This is a genomic window from Nonomuraea sp. NPDC049655 (assembly GCF_044465465.1).
Lineage (GTDB): Bacteria > Actinomycetota > Actinomycetes > Streptosporangiales > Streptosporangiaceae > Nonomuraea.
This window is the reverse complement of the sequence record NZ_JBITLS010000001.1, coordinates 115909-137740: the sequence shown is the minus strand read 5'-3', so window position 1 is coordinate 137740 and position 21832 is coordinate 115909. Positions and strand designations below refer to the sequence as shown.

Annotated in this window: 18 protein-coding genes; 7 read left to right on the top strand and 11 right to left on the bottom strand. The window is 71.0% G+C overall.

Annotated features, from left to right (window positions below; all coding sequences use genetic code 11):
* From ssuE to ACIBQ6_RS00660, 4 genes are read left to right on the top strand one after another with little or no spacing between them, the layout of a single operon-like run.
* Complete coding sequence (ssuE, locus tag ACIBQ6_RS00675) at positions 1-498, top strand: NADPH-dependent FMN reductase (RefSeq protein WP_397209521.1); 498 nt, start codon at positions 1-3, stop codon at positions 496-498.
* Positions 495-1283 (top strand): LLM class flavin-dependent oxidoreductase, encoded by a 789-nt coding sequence (locus tag ACIBQ6_RS00670; RefSeq protein WP_397209520.1) that lies wholly within the window; start codon positions 495-497, stop codon positions 1281-1283. Before ssuE ends, ACIBQ6_RS00670 begins: the two co-directional genes overlap by 4 nt.
* Positions 1273-2370: an LLM class flavin-dependent oxidoreductase gene (locus ACIBQ6_RS00665; RefSeq protein ID WP_397209519.1), complete on the top strand. Its 1098-nt coding sequence runs from the start codon at positions 1273-1275 to the stop codon at positions 2368-2370. The genes ACIBQ6_RS00670 and ACIBQ6_RS00665 overlap by 11 nt, the downstream gene beginning before the upstream one ends.
* A complete protein-coding gene (locus ACIBQ6_RS00660) occupies positions 2370-3251 on the top strand; it encodes an ABC transporter substrate-binding protein (RefSeq protein WP_397209518.1) in 882 nt (293 codons plus the stop codon). The genes ACIBQ6_RS00665 and ACIBQ6_RS00660 overlap by 1 nt, the downstream gene beginning before the upstream one ends.
* A gap of 114 nt (positions 3252-3365) precedes the next feature.
* On the opposite strand, the gene ACIBQ6_RS00655 is transcribed toward ACIBQ6_RS00660, so the two are convergent.
* From ACIBQ6_RS00655 to ACIBQ6_RS00605, 11 genes are all read right to left on the bottom strand, one after another.
* Positions 3366-4385 carry a ferritin-like protein gene (locus ACIBQ6_RS00655; protein WP_397209517.1) on the bottom strand — a complete coding sequence of 340 codons (1020 nt, stop codon included), beginning with the start codon at positions 4383-4385 and terminating at the stop codon, positions 3366-3368.
* 133 nt (positions 4386-4518) lie between these two features.
* Positions 4519-4929, bottom strand: a complete 411-nt coding sequence (locus ACIBQ6_RS00650) for a cupin domain-containing protein (protein WP_358296042.1) — start codon at positions 4927-4929, stop codon at positions 4519-4521.
* A gap of 9 nt (positions 4930-4938) precedes the next feature.
* Complete coding sequence (locus ACIBQ6_RS00645) at positions 4939-5691, bottom strand: SDR family oxidoreductase (protein WP_397209516.1); 753 nt, start codon at positions 5689-5691, stop codon at positions 4939-4941.
* Between the two features lie 205 nt (positions 5692-5896).
* Positions 5897-6586, bottom strand: coding sequence for a sigma factor (locus ACIBQ6_RS00640; protein ID WP_397209515.1), 690 nt, complete (start codon positions 6584-6586; stop codon positions 5897-5899).
* A gap of 46 nt (positions 6587-6632) precedes the next feature.
* The gene (locus tag ACIBQ6_RS00635; RefSeq protein WP_397209514.1) at positions 6633-7547 is read right to left on the bottom strand and encodes an RNA polymerase sigma-70 factor; all 915 of its coding nucleotides are present in this window, start codon (positions 7545-7547) and stop codon (positions 6633-6635) included.
* A gap of 42 nt (positions 7548-7589) precedes the next feature.
* A complete protein-coding gene (locus ACIBQ6_RS00630; protein ID WP_397209513.1) occupies positions 7590-7832 on the bottom strand; it encodes a hypothetical protein in 243 nt (80 codons plus the stop codon).
* Positions 7833-7852: 20 nt separating this feature from the next.
* Entirely contained in the window at positions 7853-9508 is a 1656-nt protein-coding gene (locus tag ACIBQ6_RS00625) for a ferritin-like domain-containing protein (RefSeq protein WP_397209512.1), read from the bottom strand.
* The gene (locus tag ACIBQ6_RS00620) at positions 9492-9722 is read right to left on the bottom strand and encodes a hypothetical protein (protein WP_397209511.1); all 231 of its coding nucleotides are present in this window, start codon (positions 9720-9722) and stop codon (positions 9492-9494) included. Before ACIBQ6_RS00620 ends, ACIBQ6_RS00625 begins: the two co-directional genes overlap by 17 nt.
* Before the next feature lie 120 nt (positions 9723-9842).
* Positions 9843-11573, bottom strand: a complete 1731-nt coding sequence (locus ACIBQ6_RS00615) for an L-aspartate oxidase (protein WP_397209510.1) — start codon at positions 11571-11573, stop codon at positions 9843-9845.
* Between the two features lie 9 nt (positions 11574-11582).
* The gene (locus ACIBQ6_RS00610) at positions 11583-12767 is read right to left on the bottom strand and encodes a low temperature requirement protein A (RefSeq protein ID WP_397209509.1); all 1185 of its coding nucleotides are present in this window, start codon (positions 12765-12767) and stop codon (positions 11583-11585) included.
* A 93-nt stretch (positions 12768-12860) separates the two neighbouring features.
* Positions 12861-13520, bottom strand: a complete 660-nt coding sequence (locus ACIBQ6_RS00605) for a sigma-70 family RNA polymerase sigma factor (RefSeq protein WP_397209508.1) — start codon at positions 13518-13520, stop codon at positions 12861-12863.
* A gap of 304 nt (positions 13521-13824) precedes the next feature.
* Between ACIBQ6_RS00605 and ACIBQ6_RS00600 the strand changes: the two genes are divergently transcribed.
* From ACIBQ6_RS00600 to ACIBQ6_RS00590, 3 genes are all read left to right on the top strand, one after another.
* On the top strand, positions 13825-16617 hold the full coding sequence (locus ACIBQ6_RS00600; RefSeq protein ID WP_397209507.1) for an ATP-binding protein: 2793 nt from the start codon (positions 13825-13827) through the stop codon (positions 16615-16617).
* A gap of 161 nt (positions 16618-16778) precedes the next feature.
* Positions 16779-17876, top strand: coding sequence for a hypothetical protein (locus tag ACIBQ6_RS00595; protein ID WP_397209506.1), 1098 nt, complete (start codon positions 16779-16781; stop codon positions 17874-17876).
* An 86-nt stretch (positions 17877-17962) separates the two neighbouring features.
* On the top strand, positions 17963-21784 hold the full coding sequence (locus ACIBQ6_RS00590) for an RICIN domain-containing protein (RefSeq protein ID WP_397209505.1): 3822 nt from the start codon (positions 17963-17965) through the stop codon (positions 21782-21784).
* The last annotated feature ends 48 nt before the right edge of the window (positions 21785-21832 follow it).

Here is a 21832-nt window from a genome sequence, read left to right as displayed (position 1 = left end):
ATGTCCGTCCTGCTCATCTCCGGCAGCCCATCGGCCGCCTCGCGCACCGTACGCCTGCTCGACCACCTGGCCGGGCGGCTGGGCCGGCCCGCCACCGTGCTGCGCCTTCGTGACCTGCCCGCCGAGGCCCTGCTGCGCGGCGACACCGCCCGTCCCGAGCTGGCCCGCGCCACCGCGCAGGTGGCCGCGGCCGACACGATCGTCGTCGCCACCCCGATCTACAAGGCGTCCTACACCGGGCTGCTGAAGGCGTTCCTGGACGTCCTGCCGCAGGGCGCGTTCGCCGGCAAGACCGTGGTGCCGATCGCCACCGGCGGCACCCCGGCCCACCTGCTGGCCGTGGACTACGCCCTGCGCCCGGTGCTGAGCGTGCTCGGCGCGCGGCACGTCACGCGCGGCCTGTTCGTGCTGGACAGCCAGATCGAGCCGCTGGCCGGGGAGCTGCTCCCGCGCATCGACGCCCTGCTGGAAGAGGTCCCGCTGGGGGCGGCGGCATGACGGCGCACCGCACCGGCCGCTTCCACCTGGCCCTGCCCACCCGGAGCCCCGACCCCGCCCCGTTGCCGGGCTTCGTCACCGACCTGCGGCCGGCGCTCACCGACCCCGCCGGGCGGGCCGCCGTGGCCGCGGACCTGTCCGGGTGGGCGGGCGCCCTTTCGCCCTTCGACCCCGCCGGCCAGGAATCTCTCGCCGTAGCCGCCAACGCCCTGCGCCGCACCCGCCACCTGCGGGTCGTGGCCGAGTTCCACCCGGCCGTGGCCACCCCCGTCTACGCGGCCAAGCTCTCGGCGTCCCTGCAGCGTTTCTCCGCCGGACGGCTCGGCTGGCGGCTCGCGGTGGATCTGGACCCGGCCGTGGCCAGGGCGCAGGGCGACTTCCTGACCGGCGCCGCCCGGTTCGCCCGCGCCGACGAGTTCCTCACCGTGGCCAAGGGCGTCTGGGGCGGCGGCCCGTTCGACTTCGCCGGGGACTTCTACGAGGTGGTCAAGGGCGGCTTCGGCACGCCGCTGTCGTCCCCGCCCTTCCCCGAGGTGCACCTGTCAGGCGCCTCGCCCGAGGCCCTGGAGCTGTCGCGCCGCCACGCCGACGTGCACGTCTTCGCCGCCGGTGACGACCTGGCGGCCCTCATCCCCGAGCTGCCCGGCCTGCGCTACGGCGTGCACCTGCCCTCGATCGAGGCCGCCGACGAGTACGCCGCGCTCGGCGTCACCGAGTTCTTCCTCCAGACCGAGGACGTCTACCGCCTCGGCGAGCACATGAAGGAGCGGTCTGTTGACCGTTGACATCTACTGGCGCATTCACATGGAGGGCGACCAGCCCTCGCTGCGCCGCCGCGTCCGCAGCCGAGGCGGTTTCGCCCCCGGCGGCACCGCCCCCGGCACCAGGGACGGCCGGGACGACGGCTACAGCCACGCCGACTACATGGCCGAGGTCGCCAGGGCCGCCGAGGACAGCGGCTTCACCGGCGGGCTGCTGCCGAACTTCCCGCACACCGACGACCCGTGGGCGGCCGCCGCGACGCTGGCCCGCGAGACCACGTCGTACCGCTTCATGGTGGCCTTCCAGCCCGGCTTCCTGCACCCCGTCCAGGCCGCCCGGATGACGGCCACGCTGCAACGGGCCACCGGCGGCCGGATCGTCTACAACGTCATCTCCGGCGGCGGCGGCCCGGCGCAGCTGTGGTGGGGCGACAAGGTGGACCACGACGACCGCTACGCGCGCACCTCGGAGTTCCTGGACGTGCTCAAGGGCGTCTGGCAGGGCGGGCACACCCACCGGGGCCGCTTCTACCAGGTGGAGAACGCCGGACTGCCGGAGGAGCTGGCCGGGCAGCCGTTCCCCGAGATCTTCTTCTCCGGCTCCTCCCCCGCCGCCATCGACGCCGCCGGCCGGCACGCCGACTACTACCTGTCCTGGCTGGAGCCGTTCGAGGCGCTGGAGGAGAAGTTCGACGCCGTGCGCGCGCACAGTGCCACGCCGCCCCGGTTCGCCGTGCGGGTGGACCTGCTGGCCCGGGAGAGCGAGGAGGAGGCGTGGGCGGAGATCGAGGCCGGCTGGCGGGCCCGGCCGCGCGAGAGCGACGCCGGCGAGGGCGACTCCGTCGGGGTGCGACGCAGCCGCGCCTTCCTCGCCGGAGCCGGTGACGACCCCCGCGCCCTGGAGGTCGCCCCCCACGTGTGGGGCGGGTTCAGCCAACTGCGCGACGGCCCGGCCTTCGGCCTGGTCGGCGACTACCACCAGGTCGCCGACCGCCTCGACCGGCTGCTGGATCTCGGGGTGGACGCCCTCATCCTGGCCGGGATCCCCCATCTCGAAGAGGCCCACCGCGTGGGCCGTCACGTTCTGCCGCTACTGAAAGGACGCTCCTGATGACCACCAAGGTCGGCTTCTTCCCGCAGAACAACACGCTCTGGGTGGCCCGCCACCGCGACCTGCTGCCCGGCGTCGAATGGGTGGACCTGAACGCCCTCGGCCGGGACGGGCGCGTCGATCCCACCCGGGCCCTGCCGTCCGCCCACGGCGACCATCTGTTCGACGGCGGATACGACTTCATCGGCACCGGCTCCACGCCCCCGGTCACCGCCCAGGCCAAGGGGCACGACATCGTGTACGTGGCGATCTCCGGGCCGCGGGTCGAGAACGGCCGCCTGGTGGTGCGGGACGACTCCCCGATCGGCTCGGTGGCGGAGCTGAAGGGCAGGCGGGTGGCGCTCGGGCACGGCTCCTGGCAGACCACCCTGCTGCTGCTGGCGCTGGAGCGGGCCGGGCTCGGGTGGGGCGACATCGTCCCGGTGGACGCCTACGGCAACGCCGCCGAGCTGCTGGTGAACGGCGACGTGGACGCCTGGGTGGGCTCCTACCCGTACCTGACGCCGGTCGAGTCGCGCACCCGGACGCTGGTGGAGACCGAAGGTCTGTTCAGCCACCGCTCGCTCTGGTTCACCCGCCGCGACTTCGCCCAGGACCGGCCGGAGGAGCTGGCCAGGATCGTCACCGCGCTGCAGCGGGCGGACAGCTGGACGGAGGAGCACCCGCGCGAGGCCGCGGCCCTGTTCGACGGCGACCTCGACGCGTGGGAGCACGCGCTGCGCACCCGCCCGTGGGGGCTGCACCCGGTCAGCCCGGAGTTCGTCGCCGAGCAGCAGCACGCCGCCGACCTGTTCCACGCCAACGGGCTCATCGAGCGGAAGATCACGGTCGCGGACGCCGTCCTCCCCGAGATCGGCGAGCTGGTGACGCGGACCCGGTGACTCCCGTCCTCTCCGCCGCCCACGCGGCGGCGGAGAGGACGACTTCGATCACGGCGGCACGCCCGCGCGGGCCGCCCCGATCGCCAAGCCGGACGTGGACGAGAAGCGGATCGATCAGCTGCGTGCTTCGGGCGGCACGTAGGCGAAGGTGGGACCGGCGCCGCCGGGCAGCGCCATCAGGGCCTGCGCCTGGGCCCTGAGCGCGAACATGGTGCGGGTGGCGTCCGTGAGCCGCTTCGGGTCGCCGTTGAACGCCTGTTCCAGCAGGTTCAGCAGGATGCTGTAGGTGGTGTCGAACAGATCCTGCGCCGCCCGTACGGCACTGCCCGGCTCGGCGGGCCGCGGGTTGGGTGTCATCGGCAGCACGCCGTCCGGGTCGACGCCGACCTTCTCGCCGGTCGGGCCGGTCTTCGGGGTGTCGCCCCGCTGGTAGCGGCGGCCGAGCTTGAGCTCCTGAAAACGGTAGTAGTGGGCGACCTCTTTCCGCTCGGGGTGGAGGACGTCCTGGTCACCGTCCCAGACCTCGCCGCGGGCGTTGCCCTCCCCCTGCTCGACGATCTCCTTCAGCGCGCCGAGCGCGGACTCCAGATCCTCGACGGCGAACAGCGATCCGGCAGTGTGCCGGAAGTGGGCGCCGCTCACCTGCCGGGCCGGGTCTCCGCAGAACACCTCCTCCTCGCCGAGCGTTTCGCACAGATGGCGCAACCCCTGCTCGATCGCGGCGTAGAACTGCCCGATCGTCTCGTAGTCGTCGTCCTCCGGCGGCGCGCCGGACGGCGCCGGCCGTTCCAGGCGCAGGAACATCTCCAGCGCCTGCGCGCCGAACGGCACCAGCGACACCTCCAGATCGCCATGAGGCAGCTTGCGCGGATACGGCGGCAGCATCCCCGGCACGTCCAGACGCGGCGTGCCACCGACCGCGTTGAGCAGGTTCGCCGCCAGCGCCAGATGCAGCATCTCCTCCACGAAGACGCCGCTCACCACCTCCACAGCCACCGGATTGCGCTCCGGATCCAACGAGTACAGCGCCGTCAAGTACGGCGGCAGCGTCGCGTGCTCCAGCTCGATCGCCCACTGCAGATGCTCACGCAGGCTGCCGAGCGTGCCGATCCGGACCGGTCGTTCGTGGTTCATTCGTGTCATACCTCGGGTTGTCGGCATGGCGGATCGGACCGCCGGCCGATGGGCCGGCGGCCTGGTTCGATCCTGGGATCAGGCAGCGATGACGGCAGCCGGTGCCGTCACGCTGCGGATACCTCGCCGGGGTTCAGGAGGGGCGTGGCGCGCGGCGGTCCTTGCGCCGGGCCAGCTCGGCCTCTTCCACCAGCGTGAACATCGGCTTGCCCGGCTCGCACAGCATGGTGACCGTGAACCGTACCGGGACATCGTCGCGATTGTTGCCGTCCTGGTAGTGGATGACGTCGCCACCCGGCTCCCAGAACGCCTCGCCGGCGCGGATCACCCGCTCCGGCTCTCCTTCCAGTTCCATCAGCATCTCGCCCTCGAGGACGACGCCGAAGGCGGGACCCGGGTGGCGATGCGGCGGCGCGCCCGGGTCTCCGGGCGGGTACTCGATGACCACGGTCATCGCGTGCGCGCCCTCGGGGATGAACGGAGGCTGCGCCTCCTGCAGCACGGTCAGCGCCGTCTGCCACGCGGTCGATCGCGGCTTGTCCATCGCCCCGCCCTACTTCGCGTCGGACTGGCCGAGCCAGTCCTTGTAGGTGACGGTGCCGAGCTGCGCGCCGTCGGCGGGCACCAGCGACCGTTCGCCGAGCACGCTGCCGAAGTAGCGCGCCTGCGGGTCGGTGACGACCTCGCGGGTGTCGCCCCAGGCGGCCAACGCCTTGCGGAAGAACTCGTCCATCTTGTACCGGGTCGGTCCGGCGATCTCGATCCGGCCGTTCAGCGGCGTCCCCACCGCGGTCCTGCCGACCGCCTGGGCCACGTCGTCGCCCGCGATCGGCTGGAACAGCACCGGCGCGATGTGCACCTTGCCGTCGACGGTGCCCTCGTCGGCGATGCCGCGGGCGAACTCGAAGAACTGGGTGGAGTGCACCAGCGAGAACGGGACGCCGGACTTCTCGATCAGCTCCTCCTGGGCGATCTTCGCCGCGAAGTAGCCGTTCTCCGGCATCCGCTCGGTCCCCACGATCGACACCGCCACGTGATGGCCCACCCCGGCGGCCGCCTCGGCCGCCAGCAGGTTGCCGGTGGAGGTCTGGAAGAACTTCATGACGGCCTCGCGCTCGAACGAGGGCGAGTTCGACACGTCGATCACGACCTCGGCGCCCTTCAGCACCTCGGCCAGGCCCTCCCCGGTCAGCGTGTCGACGCCGGTGTTCGGCGACGCGGCCACGGCCTCGTGGCCGTGCTCGCCCAGCTTCCTCACCAGCTTCGACCCGATGAGCCCGGTCCCGCCGATCACCACGATTTTCATTGCTGGCACCCTTCTGGCTTTCCGGGCGCTGTGGTGCGCCCTTGTCGTCAGCTAAGACAAGGCAGCCCCCCTCGGTTGTGACAGGCGGCCTCGTGTTCGAGGAGAAGCGTGCTGATCCCGCCCCCTGGACCAGGGCGAGAGCACGCAGACCATGCTCGACTCGAAGAAGTACCCGGCGAGATCTGCTCGTGCACCGGTATGCCCTTCAGCGCCAACGCTGGAGTTTGTCGGGGTTCAGGATGATCCACACCGCCGTGACCTCGGCTCCGGCCACGCTCACGCTGACCACCGCCACGGCCTTGCCCGCCCGCCGCAGCACGAGCCCCGTCCTGCCGTTCACCGATCCGATGGCCGGCTCGGTTCCTGGCTGGTCGATCAGCAACGCCGTGACGACCCGCGCGACCGCGTCCGCACCGTGGGTCGGCCGTACGGCGACGCGCACCTTGCCGCCGCCATCGCTGACGACGATCGCGTCGGCGGCCAGGACCTCCCGCAGCGCCTCGGTGTCGCCCGCCTGGCAGGCCGCGGCGAACCGGCGGGCCACCCGCTCGTGCCCGGCGCGCATCTCCGGGCCGTACCCGGCCTGGTGCGAGGCCGGGTACGGCACGGGCTGGGCCCGCGTCACCCGGCCGCCGGGCACGTGGTCAGGGTCGGGGTCGGGGGCGGGGTCGGCGACGAGCTCCAGGCAGATGCTTCCCGCTGTCCGCGTCAGCCAGGCGCGCGGCACCGCGATGGCGGCGCGCTCCTCCTCGTCGAGGGCGTACCAGCGGCGATAGGTCTCCTGGACGACGTGGTCGGCCGTGGTGTCCGAGCCGAACATGGACAGAGCGATCCCGAGCAGGTGCTGCCGTTCGTCGAGCATCTCCGCCAGCGACTCGGCGCCCGCCTCGGTCATGGTCTGCCGCCTCCTTCATCGTTGGCAGATAAGACCGGACAGCCCGTTACGTTGTGACAGAGCGGCTGCGAGACCGCTCGAAGGCCTCGATCTTGGCCGGGTTGAGGATCCACAACAGGTGGTGGATCCCCTCCTTGGAGGCCTCCATGGCCAGCAGGGCGACGCCGGCGCCGTCCCGGGTGACGAGCACGCCTGGCAGCCCGTTCATCTCGACCCACGTGACGGCGGTGCCCGGCCAGAACCGCGGCGAGAACGCGGCCACGAACCTGGCCACCCGCTCGTTGCCCAGCACGGGGAACTTGGACGATCCCCTGATGCCGTCGCCGTCGGAGGAGCTGACGACGTCGGCGGCGAAGAGCTTCTCCAGGGCGCCGACATTTCCCGTCCGGGCGGCGTCGAGGAACGTCTCCAGGAGGCGCCGGTGCTGGAGCCTGTCGACGGGCTCGTGGCGGACGGCGGTCACGCGCCTGCGGGCGCGGCTCACGATCTGCCGGACGTTGACCGGGGTGAGCCGCAAGATCTCCGCTATCTGCGGATAGGGATAGTCGAAGGCCTCCCGCAGGACGTAGGCGGCGCGCTCGGTGGGATTGAGCCTCTCCAGCAGGAGCAGAAGGGCCAGCTCCAGCGCTTCGCCGCGTTCGGCGCCGACCGTGGGGTCAAGACTGGTGTCCACGGGCTCCGGCAGCCAGGGGCCGATGTAGGACTCCCGCCGCACGCGCGCCGACTGCGCCAGGTTGATGGCCAGCCGGGTGGTGACCAGCGCCAGGAAGGCCGGCGGGTTCTCGATGGTCTCGCGGTCGGTGTCCTGCCAGCGCAGCCACACCTCCTGGACGATGTCCTCGGCCTCGGCCGCGCTGCCCAGCATCCGGTAGGCGATGCCGAACAGCCGCGGGCGCAGCTCGATGAAGGCGGACGCCGCCCGATCGAGAGCGTCCGCCTGTTCCAGGGATTCCGTGTTCATGTGCCCCACATCGATTCGCCCGTCGGCCTGAACAGGGGTTCGTCAGCCTCGCGCGTGGTCCGCGGCGTCGAGGATAGTCGCTGTCACGGCGTCGGGCTGCGAGGCCGCGAGCGCGTGGGAGGCGCCGGCGACCTCGCGGGTGCCGCGCGAGTCCGCGCGCCCGCGCAGCGGGTTGGCCACGGCGACCGTGGTGAGCTCGTTGCCACGCAGGCGCCGGATGACGCGGTTCCAACTGGCCGACTCGGCGAAGGCGCCGTGGACGAGGAGAACGACTGGTTGGTTCATGGGATTGCCTCTCCGGTTGTTCACTCGTGAAAGCCGATCTCGCGATGGGTGCCGTCGCAGAGCGGTCTGTTGCCGGAGTGACCGCAACGGCACAGCGTCATCCGGTTCCTGGTCTCCAGCGGCAGGCCGTCCGATCGGGTGACGGGGATTCCACCGGTCACCCACAGCGCGCCGGCGAGGCCGTCCTCCTCCTCCAGCACCGAGACGGCGCGCGGGAGGTCGGCCTCGATCGTCTCGCCGCCGCGTTCGAGGGCATAGCTGTAGGAGCCGGAGGGGCAGTGATCGATGCGGCCCATGACGTCCGAGCGCACGTCGCTGTCGGCGGTGTCGTCGAGCATCTTGGCGATGGGCCTGGTCCGGCCGATGCAGAAGGCGGCGTGCACGCACAGCTCGCCCACCCGCCGCGCGGAGATGCCGACGCCGTCGTGCACGTGCTGCAACTCCTGGTAGGGCCGCATCGGCGCGGCCTCCGTGCCGTCGAAGCCGATCACGGCGTGAGTCCCGTCGCAGAACGGCTTGGCGCCCGAACGGCCGCAGCGGCACAGCGCGTAGGTTTCCTCGGTCTCCAGCGGCTCGCCGGTCTTCCAGGTGAGCGCGTTCTTCTGCTCGGCGGAGACGATCTTCCGCTTGCGCCGCAGGGGGACGCGACCGTACACGACGTACGGCCCGTCCCGGAGCACGACGATCCGCTGGTGGTCGCCCGCGCTCCAGCGGCGCAGCTCAGGCGGGACGTACTCGAAGGTGAGGCCGCCCCGCCGCATCAGGTCCTGCGCCTGGGCCTTGAGCGCGTACATCTCCCCGGTGGCGACGGCGAGCATCCTCGGGCTGCCGTTGAAGGCCAGCTCCAGCAGATGGAGGATCGCGCAGTAGGTCTGGTCGAACTCCTCCTGCGCGGCGCGGTCGGCAGGGCCGGGCGTCATGGGGAACACCCCGGTGAAATCCACCGAGAGCTTTTCACCGGTGGGCCCGGACTCAGGGGTGTCCCCGCGCCGGTAGCGGCGGCCGAGCTTCAGCTCCATGAAGCGGTAGTAGTGGGCGACCTCGTCCTGGTCACCGTCCCAGACCTCGCCGCGGGCGCTGCCCTCCCCCTGCTCGACGATCTCCTCAAGCGCGTCCAGCGCGGAGGCCAGATCGGTGACGGCGACGAGCCTGCCGCCGGTGTGCCGGAAGTGGGCGCCGCTCACCTGCCGGGCCGGGTCGCCGCAGAACACCTCCTCCTCGCCGAGCGTTTCGCACAGATGGCGCAACCCCTGCTCGATCGCGGCGTAGAACTGCCCGATCGTCTCGTAGTCGTCGTCCTCCGGCGGCGCGCCGGGCGGCGCCGGCCGTTCCAGGCGCAGGAACATCTCCAGCGCCTGCGCGCCGAACGGCACCAGCGACACCTCCAGATCGCCATGAGGCAGCTTGCGCGGATACGGCGGCAGCATCCCCGGCACGTCCAGACGCGGCGTGCCACCGACCGCGTTGAGCAGGTTCGCCGCCAGCGCCAGATGCAGCATCTCCTCCACGAAGACGCCGCTCACCACCTCCACAGCCACCGGATTGCGCTCCGGATCCAACGAGTACAGCGCCGTCAAGTACGGCGGCAACGTCGCGTGCTCCAGCTCGATCGCCCACTGCAGATGCTCACGCAGGCCGCCGAGCGTGCCGATCCGCGGCTCAGGCAACGTCGTCACCCGGCCGCCAGCCGTCCTCCAGCACCTCGACCGCGTCGCGCAGCCCCCGCAGAGCGATCTTCTCGCGCTCGACGTCCGTCGGGTCGTACAGCCACTCGGTGACCGGCTGCCCCACCTCCTCCTCCGGGCGGCTGGCCTCGGCGATGATCAGCTCCTCCTCGATCTCGACGTGGAGCTCGTACAGGAACTCGTTCTCACCGTTCGGGGTGCTCATGTCTCCTCCAAGCGATCTGCAGTCGGCCGGCGATCTGGCCTCAGCCCGCCGACTCCCGCGCCCATGTGGTCCGATCGCCAGCTAAGACAGGGCAGCCTCGGCATTTGTGACAAGATCCGGCTATTCGGCGAGCTTTCCCACGGTTGAGACGTCGCGCATGAGCGCCGCGATCTCGGCGGGAATCGGCGGGATGCTCTCCCGCTCCACCGATCCGGGGCCGGACCACACGAGGTTGACCTGCAATGCGGGGTCGAGTTCCGGGTAGTCGGAGCGGTTGTGGCAGCCGCGGGTCTCGCGGCGCTCGATCGCGGTTTCGATGGTCGCGCGCGCGGCGAGCGCGGCGGACTTCAGGTCGAAGGCGTGGGCCAGGTCCTGGAAGCCGGCGATGTCCGGGTGCACGCCCATCCCGCTGATGCGCGCCTCGACCGCGGCCAGTTCGGCGAGGCCCTTGCGCAGGCCGCCCTCGTCGCGTACCACTCCGGCGTGCTCCGTCATGATGTCGCGCAGCGCTCGCTGCAACGACCGCACGTTCTCCGGGCCGTCGGCGGACAGGAGCTCGTCCACTTCCTGCCGCGCCGCGGCGAGCGCCTCGGCGGAGCGGCGCTGCGCGCCGAGACCCGCGGAGTACTCCGCCGCCGCCCGGCCGACGACGCGGCCGAGGACGAGGAGCTCGATGAGGGAGTTGCCGCCCAGGCGGTTGGCGCCGTGCAGGCCGCTGGCCGCCTCCCCGATCGCGTACAGGCCGGCGACGTCCGTGCCGTGGTCCTCGGGGCGCACCCGGACGCCGCCCATCGAGTAGTGCGCGGTCGGCGCGACCTCGATCGGCTCCTTGGTGATGTCGAGCATCTGCAGTTCCAGGAGCGTCCGATAGACGCGAGGCAGCCGCGTCATGATCGTCTCGCGCGGCAGATGCGACACGTCCAGCCACACGCCGCCGTCCGGGGTGCCGCGACCTTCCTTGATCTCTGTGTACGCGGCCAGCGCGACCCGATCGCGCGTGGACAACTCCATCCGCTCCGGGTCATACCGGGACATGAACCGCTCGCCGAGCCTGTTGCGCAGGACCCCGCCCTCCCCCCGTGCCGCCTCGGAGACGAGCGTGCCCGCCGCGTTCTCCGGCGCGATGAGACCGGAGGGGTGGAACTGCACCAGCTCGGGGTCGCGGAGGCGGCAGCCGGCCAGGACGGCCAGGCGGAAGGAGTCGCCGGTGTTCTCGTCGCGCCGGGAGGAGGTGCGCCGCCAGATCCTGGTGTGGCCGCCCGCGGCCAGGATCACCGCATCGGCATGGATGACGTAGCGGCTGCCGTCGGTCAGGTCGAACCCGTACGCGCCGAAGACCGCGTTGTCGCGCACGAGAATCCGCGTGATGTACACCGTGTCGAGGACGCGGACGTCGAGCTGGGCCGCCCGGTTGATCAGCGTGCGCTGGATCTCCAGTCCGGTGTAGTCCCCCGCGTACGAGGTGCGCCGGAAGGTGTGGGCGCCGAAGAAGCGCTGGGAGATCCGCCCGTCCCGCTCGCGTGCGAACGGCATGCCGTACCGCACGAGGTCCTCGATGCCACGCGCGGCCCCCTCGGTGACGATGCGCACCGTCTCGGGGTTGGCCAGCAGGTAGCTCTCCTTGAGAGTGTCGGCCGCGTGCTGCTGCCAGGTGTCCTCGGGGTCCATCGTGGCGAGGGCCGCGTTGATGCCGCCTGCCGCGAGCGCGGTGTGTGCGTCCGCCTTCGGCCGTTTGCCGACCGCGAGGACGTCCACCCCGCGCTCGGCGAGTTCGACGGCCGCCCGCAGCCCGGCCCCTCCGGTCCCGATGACCAGGACGGACGTGGCGATTCTGTTCTCTGACGCGTACATGATGCTCCTTCAGCTACGTGCCGCCCAGATGGCGACGGCGACCAGCGCGACGCAGGCGGCCGCGATCAGCGCGACCACGGCGGCCACCCCGATCCACGGCGCCGCGAGCGGCGACGACACGACGGCGCCGACGCACCCCGCCACGGCGGCGCGGGGGACGACGGAGTCCGCGTCGACCAGCGCATGCACCGCCCGGAGCAGGATGAGATACACCCCGACCGGGACGGCGACCGCGTAGCCGATCGCCGTCGGCGATGCCAGCACCTGGCGCCCGCTCTGCTCCACCGCGACCTCGAGCCCGGCGCCGAGGGCCGCCAGCGCGGCGAAGACGCCGAAGTGGCCGTACCCCCACCAGTACGACCGGTGACGCCGCTCGCTGAGCCCCTCCCCCGCCTCGACCAGGAAGTACAGCCACCACAGGGCGAACAGCAGGACGAGACCGGATCCGGCGATGACGACGAGGGGAGCCGCTTCGAGCGCCCCTTCAACCCCTCTGCTCGCGGCCAGGACGCTCTCGCCCAGCAAAATGATCGTGAACAGGCCGTAGCGCTCGGCGATGTGCCGCGGGTGCCAGGTGGTCGCCCTGGCCCGCTCCGCCCACCACGGCACCGCCAGCTCCAGGGCGACCAGGCAGGCGAAGAACGGCAGCTGGAGCGACGCCGGCAGGAGGCCGGCGTCCAGGAGGGCGAGCCGGAGCAACCAGCCCAGCTCGACCAGACCTATGCCGGCGGCGTAGCGGAGCCCCGTACGGCGGCTCGCCGGGTCTTCGAAGGCGGCCCTGAGCCATTGGGCGACGAGCCCGATCCTCATGATGAGGTAGCCCAGGGTGATGATCCCGTAGTCGGAATGGCCGGCCGCGGCGGGCACGCCGACGGCCAGGACCAGCACCCCCGCCATCTGCACCATGGTCAGCAGCCGGTAGGGAACGTCGTCGGTGTCGTAGGACGAGGCGAACCAGGTGAAGTTCATCCACGCCCACCAGATGGCGAAGAACACCTGGAGGAACGGGACCAGCCCGGTCAGGCCATGACCTTCGGCGATGACGTGCGCGAACTGCGCCGTGACGGCCGCGACCGCGACCACGAAGGTGAGATCGAAGAGCAGCTCGAGCTGGCTCGACGCGCGATGCGGCTCGTCGACGGGCCGGGAGCTCATCCTGACCCGGATCCGGATGGTGGTCATGGTCGAGGGCACGCTCACGCTCCTGTCGCTCTTTCGGTGTCCGATTCACCGGAAAGACCGGACGGCGTCGTGATCTGTGACAGATCGCCGCACCAGCGATCGAACTCAGCGGACGATGTCGGCGGTGAGCACGTCTTCCAGCGCGGCGAGGTCGCCGGACTGGGCGGCGGCGACGAACGTCCGCACGAGGCGCCGGTGCGCGGCGGTGCTCACCTGGTGGCGTCGCTCGGTGGCGAGGTGGTTGCGCGCGCGTCGCAGGAGTTGCCGCGCGTGGTCTTCGCCGAGGTGGAGGAGCTCGGAGATCTGGCGGTAGGGGTAGTCGAAGGCCGTGCGCAGGAGATAGACGGCTCGTTCGGCGGGTGTCAGCCTCTCCAGCAGCAGCCGGATCGCCGTGTCGACCGCCTCTCGTCGTTCGGCTGCCGTCTCGGGCCCGGCGGCGAGGTCCGCCGTCTCGGGGAGCCAGGAGCCGGCGGAGGTCTCTCGGCGCCTGCGGGCGGACCGGGCGACGTTGATGGCGAGCCTCGCGGTGGTCAGCGCGAGGAACGCCGGCGGGCTGATGACGACCGACCGATCGGCACGAGCCCAACGCAGCCACGTCTCCTGCACCACGTCCTCGGCTTCGCCCACGTCCTGCAGGACGCGCAGACCGATCGTGAGAAGCCGGGGCGCGGCGCTGACGAACGCCGGATCGTCTCCGTCCCCATGGGTGATCGACCGGTCATGGGTCTGCTCCGCGTGGTCTTCGTACGACTCCAACAGGCTCATGGTCACGATGGCGGCTCCGTTCGACAGCTGGCATCCGGTGATGCCACTGCGATCACGGTCGCTGCCCGCGCTGCTCCATCGCGCCCCGGGAACACCGTGGTCGGTACCCTGGCCCGCACCGTGGCGGGCGTCGGGGCAGCGGAGGCGCCTCGGGCAGTGGGACGCTCCGCGACCACCCGGCTCACCCTGCGGCCGGTGTCACCAGCAGATTGCTGGGCTTGACGGGAGAACGGTAGGTTACGTCTCCATCTAGGATGTAGCGCCGGTTTCTCCCCATGTTCAGCGGTCATGGGGCAACGCACAGATGATCGTCGGGGGCAGTGCCATGGCAAGCGGAGGTCCCGGGTCGCGACTTCTCGGGCGGCAGCTGGAGTGCGAGACGCTGGATCAGCTCGTGGCGACGGTGCAGGACGGCCACAGCTCGGTCCTGGTTCTGCGCGGCGAGGCCGGCATCGGCAAGACGGCGCTGCTGGAGTACGCGCGAGACAGCGCGTCCGGCTGCCGGATCATCAAGGCGACCGGCGTGGAATCCGAGATGGAGCTGGCCTTCGGCGGGCTGCATCAGCTGTGCTCCCCGTTGCTGGAGCATCTGGGTCGCCTGCCGGGCCCGCAACGCGACGCGCTCGGGACGGCGTTCGGCCTGAGCGCGGGAACTCCTCCGGACCGCTTCCTGGTCGGGCTCGCGGTGCTCAGCCTGCTCGCCGACGTGGCCGAGAAAGGGCCGCTGGTCTGCCTGGTCGATGACGCGCAGTGGCTCGACCAGGTCTCCGCGCAGACCCTCGCCTTCGTCGCGCGGCGCCTGCTCGCCGAGCCGATCGGGCTGGTGTTCGCGGTGCGCGAGCACCACCTCGGACCGGAGCTGAAGGGGCTGCCCCAGCTCGACGTGGGACGGCTGAGCGACAGCGACGCCCGCGCCCTGCTGGACTCCGTGACTCCTGGACGACTCGACGAGCAGGTCCGGGACCGGATCGTCGTCGAGACACAGGGAAACCCGCTGGCCCTGCTCGAACTGCCCCGGGGGCTGGCGCCGGCGGAGCTGGCGGGTGGATTCGGGCGGCCCGACGCGCGACCGCTGGCCGGCCAGATCGAACAGGGCTTCCTGCGGCGGGTCCGGTCGTTGCCGGCCGAGACACAGCGGCTGCTGCTCATCGCGGCGGCCGAGCCGGTCGGGGACGTGACCCTGCTGACTCGCGCGGCGGAGTTGCTGGGCATCGAGGTGTCCGCCGCGTCGCCGGCCGAGGCGGCGGGGCTGATCGCCATCGGTACGCGGGTGCGTTTCCGTCATCCCCTCATGCGATCGGCGGCCTACCGCGTCGCGTCCCCGCAGGACCGGCAGGACGTCCACCGGGCGCTGGCCGACGCGACCGATCCCCGGGCGGACCCCGATCGCCGGGCGTGGCACCTCGCCAACGCGACGGCCGGCCCCGACGAGACGGTGGCCGCCGAGTTGGCGCGCTCGGCCGATCGGGCGCAGGCGCGCGGCGGAGTCGCCGCGGCGGCGGCGTTCCACGAGCGGGCAGCCGAGCTGACCCCCGACCCCGCGCGCCGCGGCGCCAGAGCCTTGGCGGCGGCACGGGCCAAGTACCAGGCCGGCGGGTACGACGCCGCGCTCGAACTGCTGGACGCAGCCGAGCTCAGCACTCTGGACGAACGCGAACGCGCCCAGGCCGACCTGCTGCGCGGTCAGATCGCGTTCGCCTCCAGGAGCGCAGGTTCCGCCTTCCCGCTGCTGCTCAGAGCCGGTGAGCGCCTGGCGCCGCTGGACGCCGGGCTGGCCCGCGAGACCTACCGCGACACGTTGAACGCGGCCATGAACGCGGGCCGGCTGCCGAGCGGCGCCCAGGTGGCGGACATCGCCGAGGCGCTGCTCGCCGCACCGCCGGGGCCGCCGCCGGAGCGCAACGACCTGCTCCTGAACGGCGTGGGCGTGGCGCTCACCGAGGGTTCCGCCGCAGGCGTGCCGATGGTGCTGCGGGCCCTGGAGTCCTTTCGCGCCGAAGGGGTCTCCAGGGAACAGGGCCTTGGCTGGCTGCCGTTCGCGTCCCGGATGGCCCATAACGTCTGGGACTTCGACAGTTGGTCGGTGCTCTCCGCGAGGCTGGTCGATCTGGCACGCGAGGCGGGCGCACTGTCGGTGCTGCCCTCAGCCCTCCACATGCTCGTGTCGAACAGGGTCCTCGCCGGTGAGTTCGCCCTGGCCGACGCGCTGGTCGCCGAGGCGGTGACGATCGGCGAGGTGACGGGCAGCCGCTACCTGGCCCAGTACGCGGCCCTGATCCTCGAACCGTGGAGAGGACGAGAGGCCGCGACCCGTCAGGTGAGCGCAGCGATCACGCGGGACCCGGCCCTTCAGGGGGAAGGCAAGGTGGTGACCGCCACCCAATGGGCGAGCGCGGTGCTCTGCAACGGCCTCGGCCGGTACGAGGAGGCGTACGTCGCCGCCGAGCGAGCCTTCGAGCACCCGCAGGAGCTCGGCGGGACGGCCATCAGGTCCACGGTCGAACTCGTCGAGGCCGCCGTCCGGAGCGGAAGGCCCGCCCGGGCGGCCGAGGTCGCCTGGCGACTCGACGAGATGGCCCGAGCCAGCGGCACCGACTGGGCCCTCGGGACCTCGGCGTGCGTACGGGCCCAGGTGAGCGACGGAGCGGACGCCGACGTTCTCTACCGCGAGGCGATCGAGCGGCTCGGCCGCACCGAGGTCCGGACGACGCTCGCCCGCACCCGGCTGCTCTACGGCGAGTGGCTGCGCCGGGAGAACCGCCGCCTCGACGCGCGCGAGCAGCTGGGCATCGCATACGAGCTGCTCGGCGACATGGGGGCCGAGGCGTTCGCGGAACGCGCCCGGCGCGAGCTCCAGGCCACCGGTGAGACGGTACGCAGGCGCACCGTCGAGGCACGCGCGACTCTCACCGCCCAGGAGGCGCAGATAGCGCGCCTGGCCGGCGACGGGCTGACGAACCCCGAGATCGGCGCTCAGCTCTTCATCAGCCCGCACACCGTCGAATGGCACCTGCGCAAGGTCTTCGCGAAGCTCGGCATCTCCTCACGCAAGCAGATCCGCACCACGCTGCTCGAAGGCGCGGCGCTCACGGCCTGAGGATCCGCGGGCCCGCCGTCGTCCGCGAGCGGGACGGTGATGTGACGAGCGTCATGTCACGGGCGGCCTCCCGCATTTTGTCTCTGTAACGACGGTCCATGAGTCACCGCCGGGCCAACGGCGTGATGGTCGTCGATTCGAGAGACGATGCGGGAGAAGAGATGTTCGTCAAGAAGAGGTTGTTCATCGCGGCCGTGTCGCTGATCGCCTCCGCCGGTGGACTGACGGCGCCGGCCTCGGCCGACGACGGCGGCGCCTCGATCAGCTCCTGGGGCTTCCCCGGTGAGGGGTCCGACTGGCAGCCGGTGACCTACGCCGGCGGGCAGATCACCAGCAGGTCCACTCCTGGAGAGGCGCGCGACGACCGCGGCAACATCCTGCACGCCTGGCGCGGCGCGGACAACGACTCCATCTGGATCTCGTTGAACAACGGGCCCGCGTACTCGCTGCCCAACGCCCAGACCTGGACGCCGCCGCGGGTGATCTGGACGGACGACGGGGGCCGCGGCAACTTCCGGATCTTCCACACCGGCACCGAGGGCCACGTCTACCAGCACCGCGTCCAGCTCAGCCCGAGCTACCAGCTACCCGCCACCCTGCCCAGCTGGACCAGGATCCCCAACGACACGCGCACCACCGACACCGAGCCCGTGGCGGCTGCCGCGCTCCCCGGCAACTCCTTCATGCTCGCCTGGAACAGCCAGTCCACCGACGACATCTGGACGATGTACTACAACGGCGACACCGGCACCTACAGCTCGCCCAGCGTGGTGCCGGGCGCGCGGAGCAAGGACGCGCCGGGGCTGGCCGCCCAGGTGGGCGCCAACGGCGACCCCGCTCCCTGGAACCAGGTCGTGCTCGCCTTCACGGGCACCGACAACTACGTGTACATGTCGCGGCAGCGGTACGGGACCGGCAACTGGACGAATCCGTTCCGGGTCTACGCGACAGGCACCCCGGGCTACACGAGGAACGGCCCGTCCGTCGCGCTCTCCCGAAGCGGCTACGGCGTCATCACCATCACCGAGGACCGTGACAACACCATCGGCAGTTACATGATCTCGCGCGACGGCGGGTGGAGCGGCTACTACGAGGAGAACAGCTTCGCGCTCTCCCCCGGCAGAACCCCGCTGGCCGTGGTGGCCGGAACCGATCTCTACTACGTCGTCAACGGTTCGGCCGGCGGCAGGAGCGGCGTTCTGTGGAAGAAGGTCTACGACTTCGCGGCGATGCCCACGCCGTCGGCCCCGCAGTGGTGAAGCCGGCGAACACGCAGCCGGACGACGTCATCGTCACCGACGCCGGCTCCCGGCGTCCGCGTCCTTCTCGGAGAGATCACGTGAGAATGGTCCGACCAGCGGCGGCCATGATGTCCGTCCTGCTGCTCTCGTTGTCGTCGCCGGGCAGCACCCCGGCGGCGTGGGGGGCGTCCGCCTCCCCGACGTCCGTGACCGCACCCGCCACGGCGGAGGACCCGCCGTGGGCCGGGCCTGGAGCGTCCGGCCCTGACCTGAGTCACGGCAACCGCACAACCCCGCCGGCCGGACTGCCGGACTGGTCCCGCGCCGGATACCGAGGCGGCCAGGAGCTGCCTGAGGGCGATGCGGATCTGACCGACGACGCCTCCTGCCGCATCTCGCCGGAAGAGCTCGCCTCCTCCTACCGGGTGACGGCGGACGACGGGACCGACGACACCGCCGGACTGCAGAAGGCGATCGACCACATCAAGGACGACTGCTCGCCGAACGCCAACTTCAACCGGCTCTCGCTCATCGAGCTACCGGCAGGCCGGATCGACATCACCCAGCAGATCTACGTGGATGCCGGATTTCTGATCGTACGGGGCAAGGGCTCCGGCGACGGCGGCACCCGGCTGGTGTTCAGGCCCGGCCTCCAGACCCGCTACGACCAGGTGATCAACGGCCGGTGGGACCAGGAGAGCATGATCACCGGCACCGCCCCCGACGTCGGCAACGGCGGCTGGATCTGGCCCGGGCGTGGCATGTTCCGCGTCCAGACCCGGGAGGTGGCGACCCGGTACAAGGACGACTGGGAGCTGGCCTCCAGCCTGCCCATGCGCAAGGACCTGTACGAGGGCAGCGTCAACCAGCACTGGGCCGCCGGCTTCAAGGTGGCCGCCGCGGCCGATGACCCGGGCTTCTCGGCACGAGCGGGAGGCACGGTCGTGCGGCTGGACGCGAAGGCCGACATGACCAGGTTCAGGCCCGGCGGCTATGTCTGGGTGGGCGCGGCCAACAGCAGGAAGTTCTACGCGCAGCAGGGCATCACCGAGCAGAGCATGATCGAGGCGCTCCACATGCGGCAGGAGATGTTCCGGCTCAGCCGCATGGACGCCACGGCCAGAACGATCACGCTGGACCGGCCGCTGAGGTGGGACCTGCCGGTGAACTCCGAATCGGACGGCTCCGAACCGCTGAACGGCGGCGGCCCGTACGCCAGCAAGGTCACGCCGCTGAAGGTGGTCGAGGGCGTCGGGTTCGAGGACTTCTCCTTCACCCAGGACATGAACGGCCTGCCGAAGATCGGCGGCCAGGAGACGTACGCGCTCACTCCCGAGCAGGCCGTGCACAACTACGGCAACCTGGCGCCCGAGTACGCCATGCACGGCATCGTGTTCAAGTGGGCGGCGAACAGCTGGGCGCGCGGGCTCAAGGCCACGATGACCGGCTCACACCCGATCGTCACCGAGGTGGCGCGCAACCTGCAGATCGAGCGCAACACCTTCGACGGCGCCTGGAACAAGGGCAAGGGCGGCAACGGCTACCTGCGTGGCAGCCGCGTGTGGGACTCGTTGTGGGCGCACAACCTCAGCCGCGACCTGCGCCACTTCACCTTCCAGTGGTCGGCGGGCGGCAACGTCGCCTTCCGCAACGACCTCGACTCCGACCTGAACCTGCACGGCGGCTGGGAGCACGACAACCTGTTCGAGCAGAACACGGTGCGAGTCCCCTACGAGCACCGCTCGGCCAGTTGCTCCGCCAACTGCGGTGGCGAGGGCGGTGAGATGGACGCGGGCACCTGGTATCCGATCTGGTGGGCGGCCGGGCCCAAGGCGGGCAAGTGGGCCGGCTCCTCCGGGCCGCAGAACGTCTTCTTCGACAACACGCTGAGCAAGCAGAGCACCGCCGGCGGGCCGTTCGAGCCGTACCGGCCGTACGGCGCCCAGGCCGGCACCGCCTTCCAGTTCGGCTCGGACGGCTCGGACCCACGCGCGTTCCTGCCCCTGAGCCAGAACGGGCAGGCGATCACGGACTGGACCGGACGGGAGACCCTGAACTACCAGGGCAACGGAGTGGCCGCCCTCGACGTGGGACACCGGCAGTCGCTGTTCCTCCGCGACACCGGCGGCGAGCTTCCCCCGCGCGACCCGAAGCTCGTCGAGATCAAGGCGGCCACCTGGAACATGGCCGGCGCGTCCTCGCCGCAACAGGGCGACAGGTACGCGACCGCGCTGCCCGCTCTGCACACCCGGGAGAGTCCTCCCAGGGAGAACGACCTCCTGGCCCTGCAGGAGACCGGCTATCCCGCCGACCGGCACTTTTGGGGCAAGGACACGATCGCGCAGACCGACTACGTCAAGAGGATGCGCGACGGCAGCACGAACGCGCCTCCCGTCGAGGAGATCTGGCTCAGCCGAACCAGTGGAGGCCGCGGCGGAGGTTACCTCTACTGGCTGAACACGAACGTCGACACCGGTTCCGGCAACCCGGAGAAGATCAATCTGGCCGTCTGGACGCGGCGAAGTGTCCGGAGGGACGAGATATTCGTCGTCCCCGGAGCGACCCGGAACGGCGTTCACGAGGGCAAGTCCCGTCCCGCGCTCGGCGTCAACTATTGCGGGGTCGTCTACTTCACCTGGCACGGGGCCGCGGCAGGCGGCACGGACAACGTCACGATGCTGCGGAACATCAGGAGTCATATGCAGACCGCCGGCCCGAACGGGCAACCGCTGCCCTGGGTGGTCCTCGGCGACTTCAATATGGAGGCTTATGGGCAGACAGGATTGTTGACCGCCCTCGGCGACGACTCCCGTCAGTTCGACGTACTGCCCTCCAGCGGACCAACCCGGCCTGTCACGGGACGCACCATCGACTACGCCGTCACCCAGAACGGCGTCACCCCGGCGCTCTACAGGGGGTACGGGTTCGGGACGCCGATGACCGACTTCGAGATGTCGGACCACCTTCCCGTCGAATACGACTTCTCCTATCTCACCGAGGACCAGCGGTGCACGACGTCCCAACCGGCGCGGCAGGCGAAGGCCGTTCCGCGAACGACGCAGAATCTCCGAAGCGCCTCCAGCACCCGCTCCCCCTACCCTTCGGGTGCGGGGACGCGGCCCGGCAGCAGCCGCCTCAAGACCAGGACGTTAGCCCGATCCGAGCAGAGCGCGCACAATTTCCGGTTCCTGGCCGCCGGTGACGACCCGGGACACTATCGCGTGCTGCACAGCTTCACGCGTACCTATCTGGGCCAGGAATCCGGACTCGCCGACGCGCCGGTGATTCTCCAGGGCTCCGACGACGGCGACTCCCAGCTGTGGCGATTGCTCGACATGGGAGACGGCACCTGGATATTGCTGAACAAGGCCACCGGCCAGGCGTTGACCGCCCTGGATCGCGCTGACGGCGAAGAACTGGTGGGTCGTGACCTCGCCGACGAATTCGATCCCGACCAGCGCTGGTTCCTCCAGGACGCCGAGAACGAGGCGCTGGACGTCGATGAGATCGTCACCGGCGCGGGATCGGCCATGACCGTACAGGACTCCGACCCGGAACCGGGCACGCCGGTGGCGCTCGAACCCGACAGCGACGATTCCGCGGAAGAATTCATGCCCGTATACGCCGACAAGACCGAGGGTTATTACTGCTACTACCTGGTCCACAAGGGACTGTATGTCAATTCAACGGCCACCAACCCCGCGGTGGGCGACGGCAACCTGCTCACGCTGAACGAATTCCGTCCCAATGACGGCGGCTACATGTTCTGCACCCCGCCGGCCGACAGGCATGCCTCGCAACTGACGGCGGTGGGCCAGTACGACGCGCGGGGCCGCTTCCTCAACCTCGGCACCGCCGGCCCGGGTCTGCTGGCGCTGAGCGCGTCCTACGGGCTCACCTGGAACTGGAAAGCCATCGCAGGCTGACCGCCGGCGGCGTTCCGCCGGCGGCCTCGTGGCTGCCGGCGGGAGCGT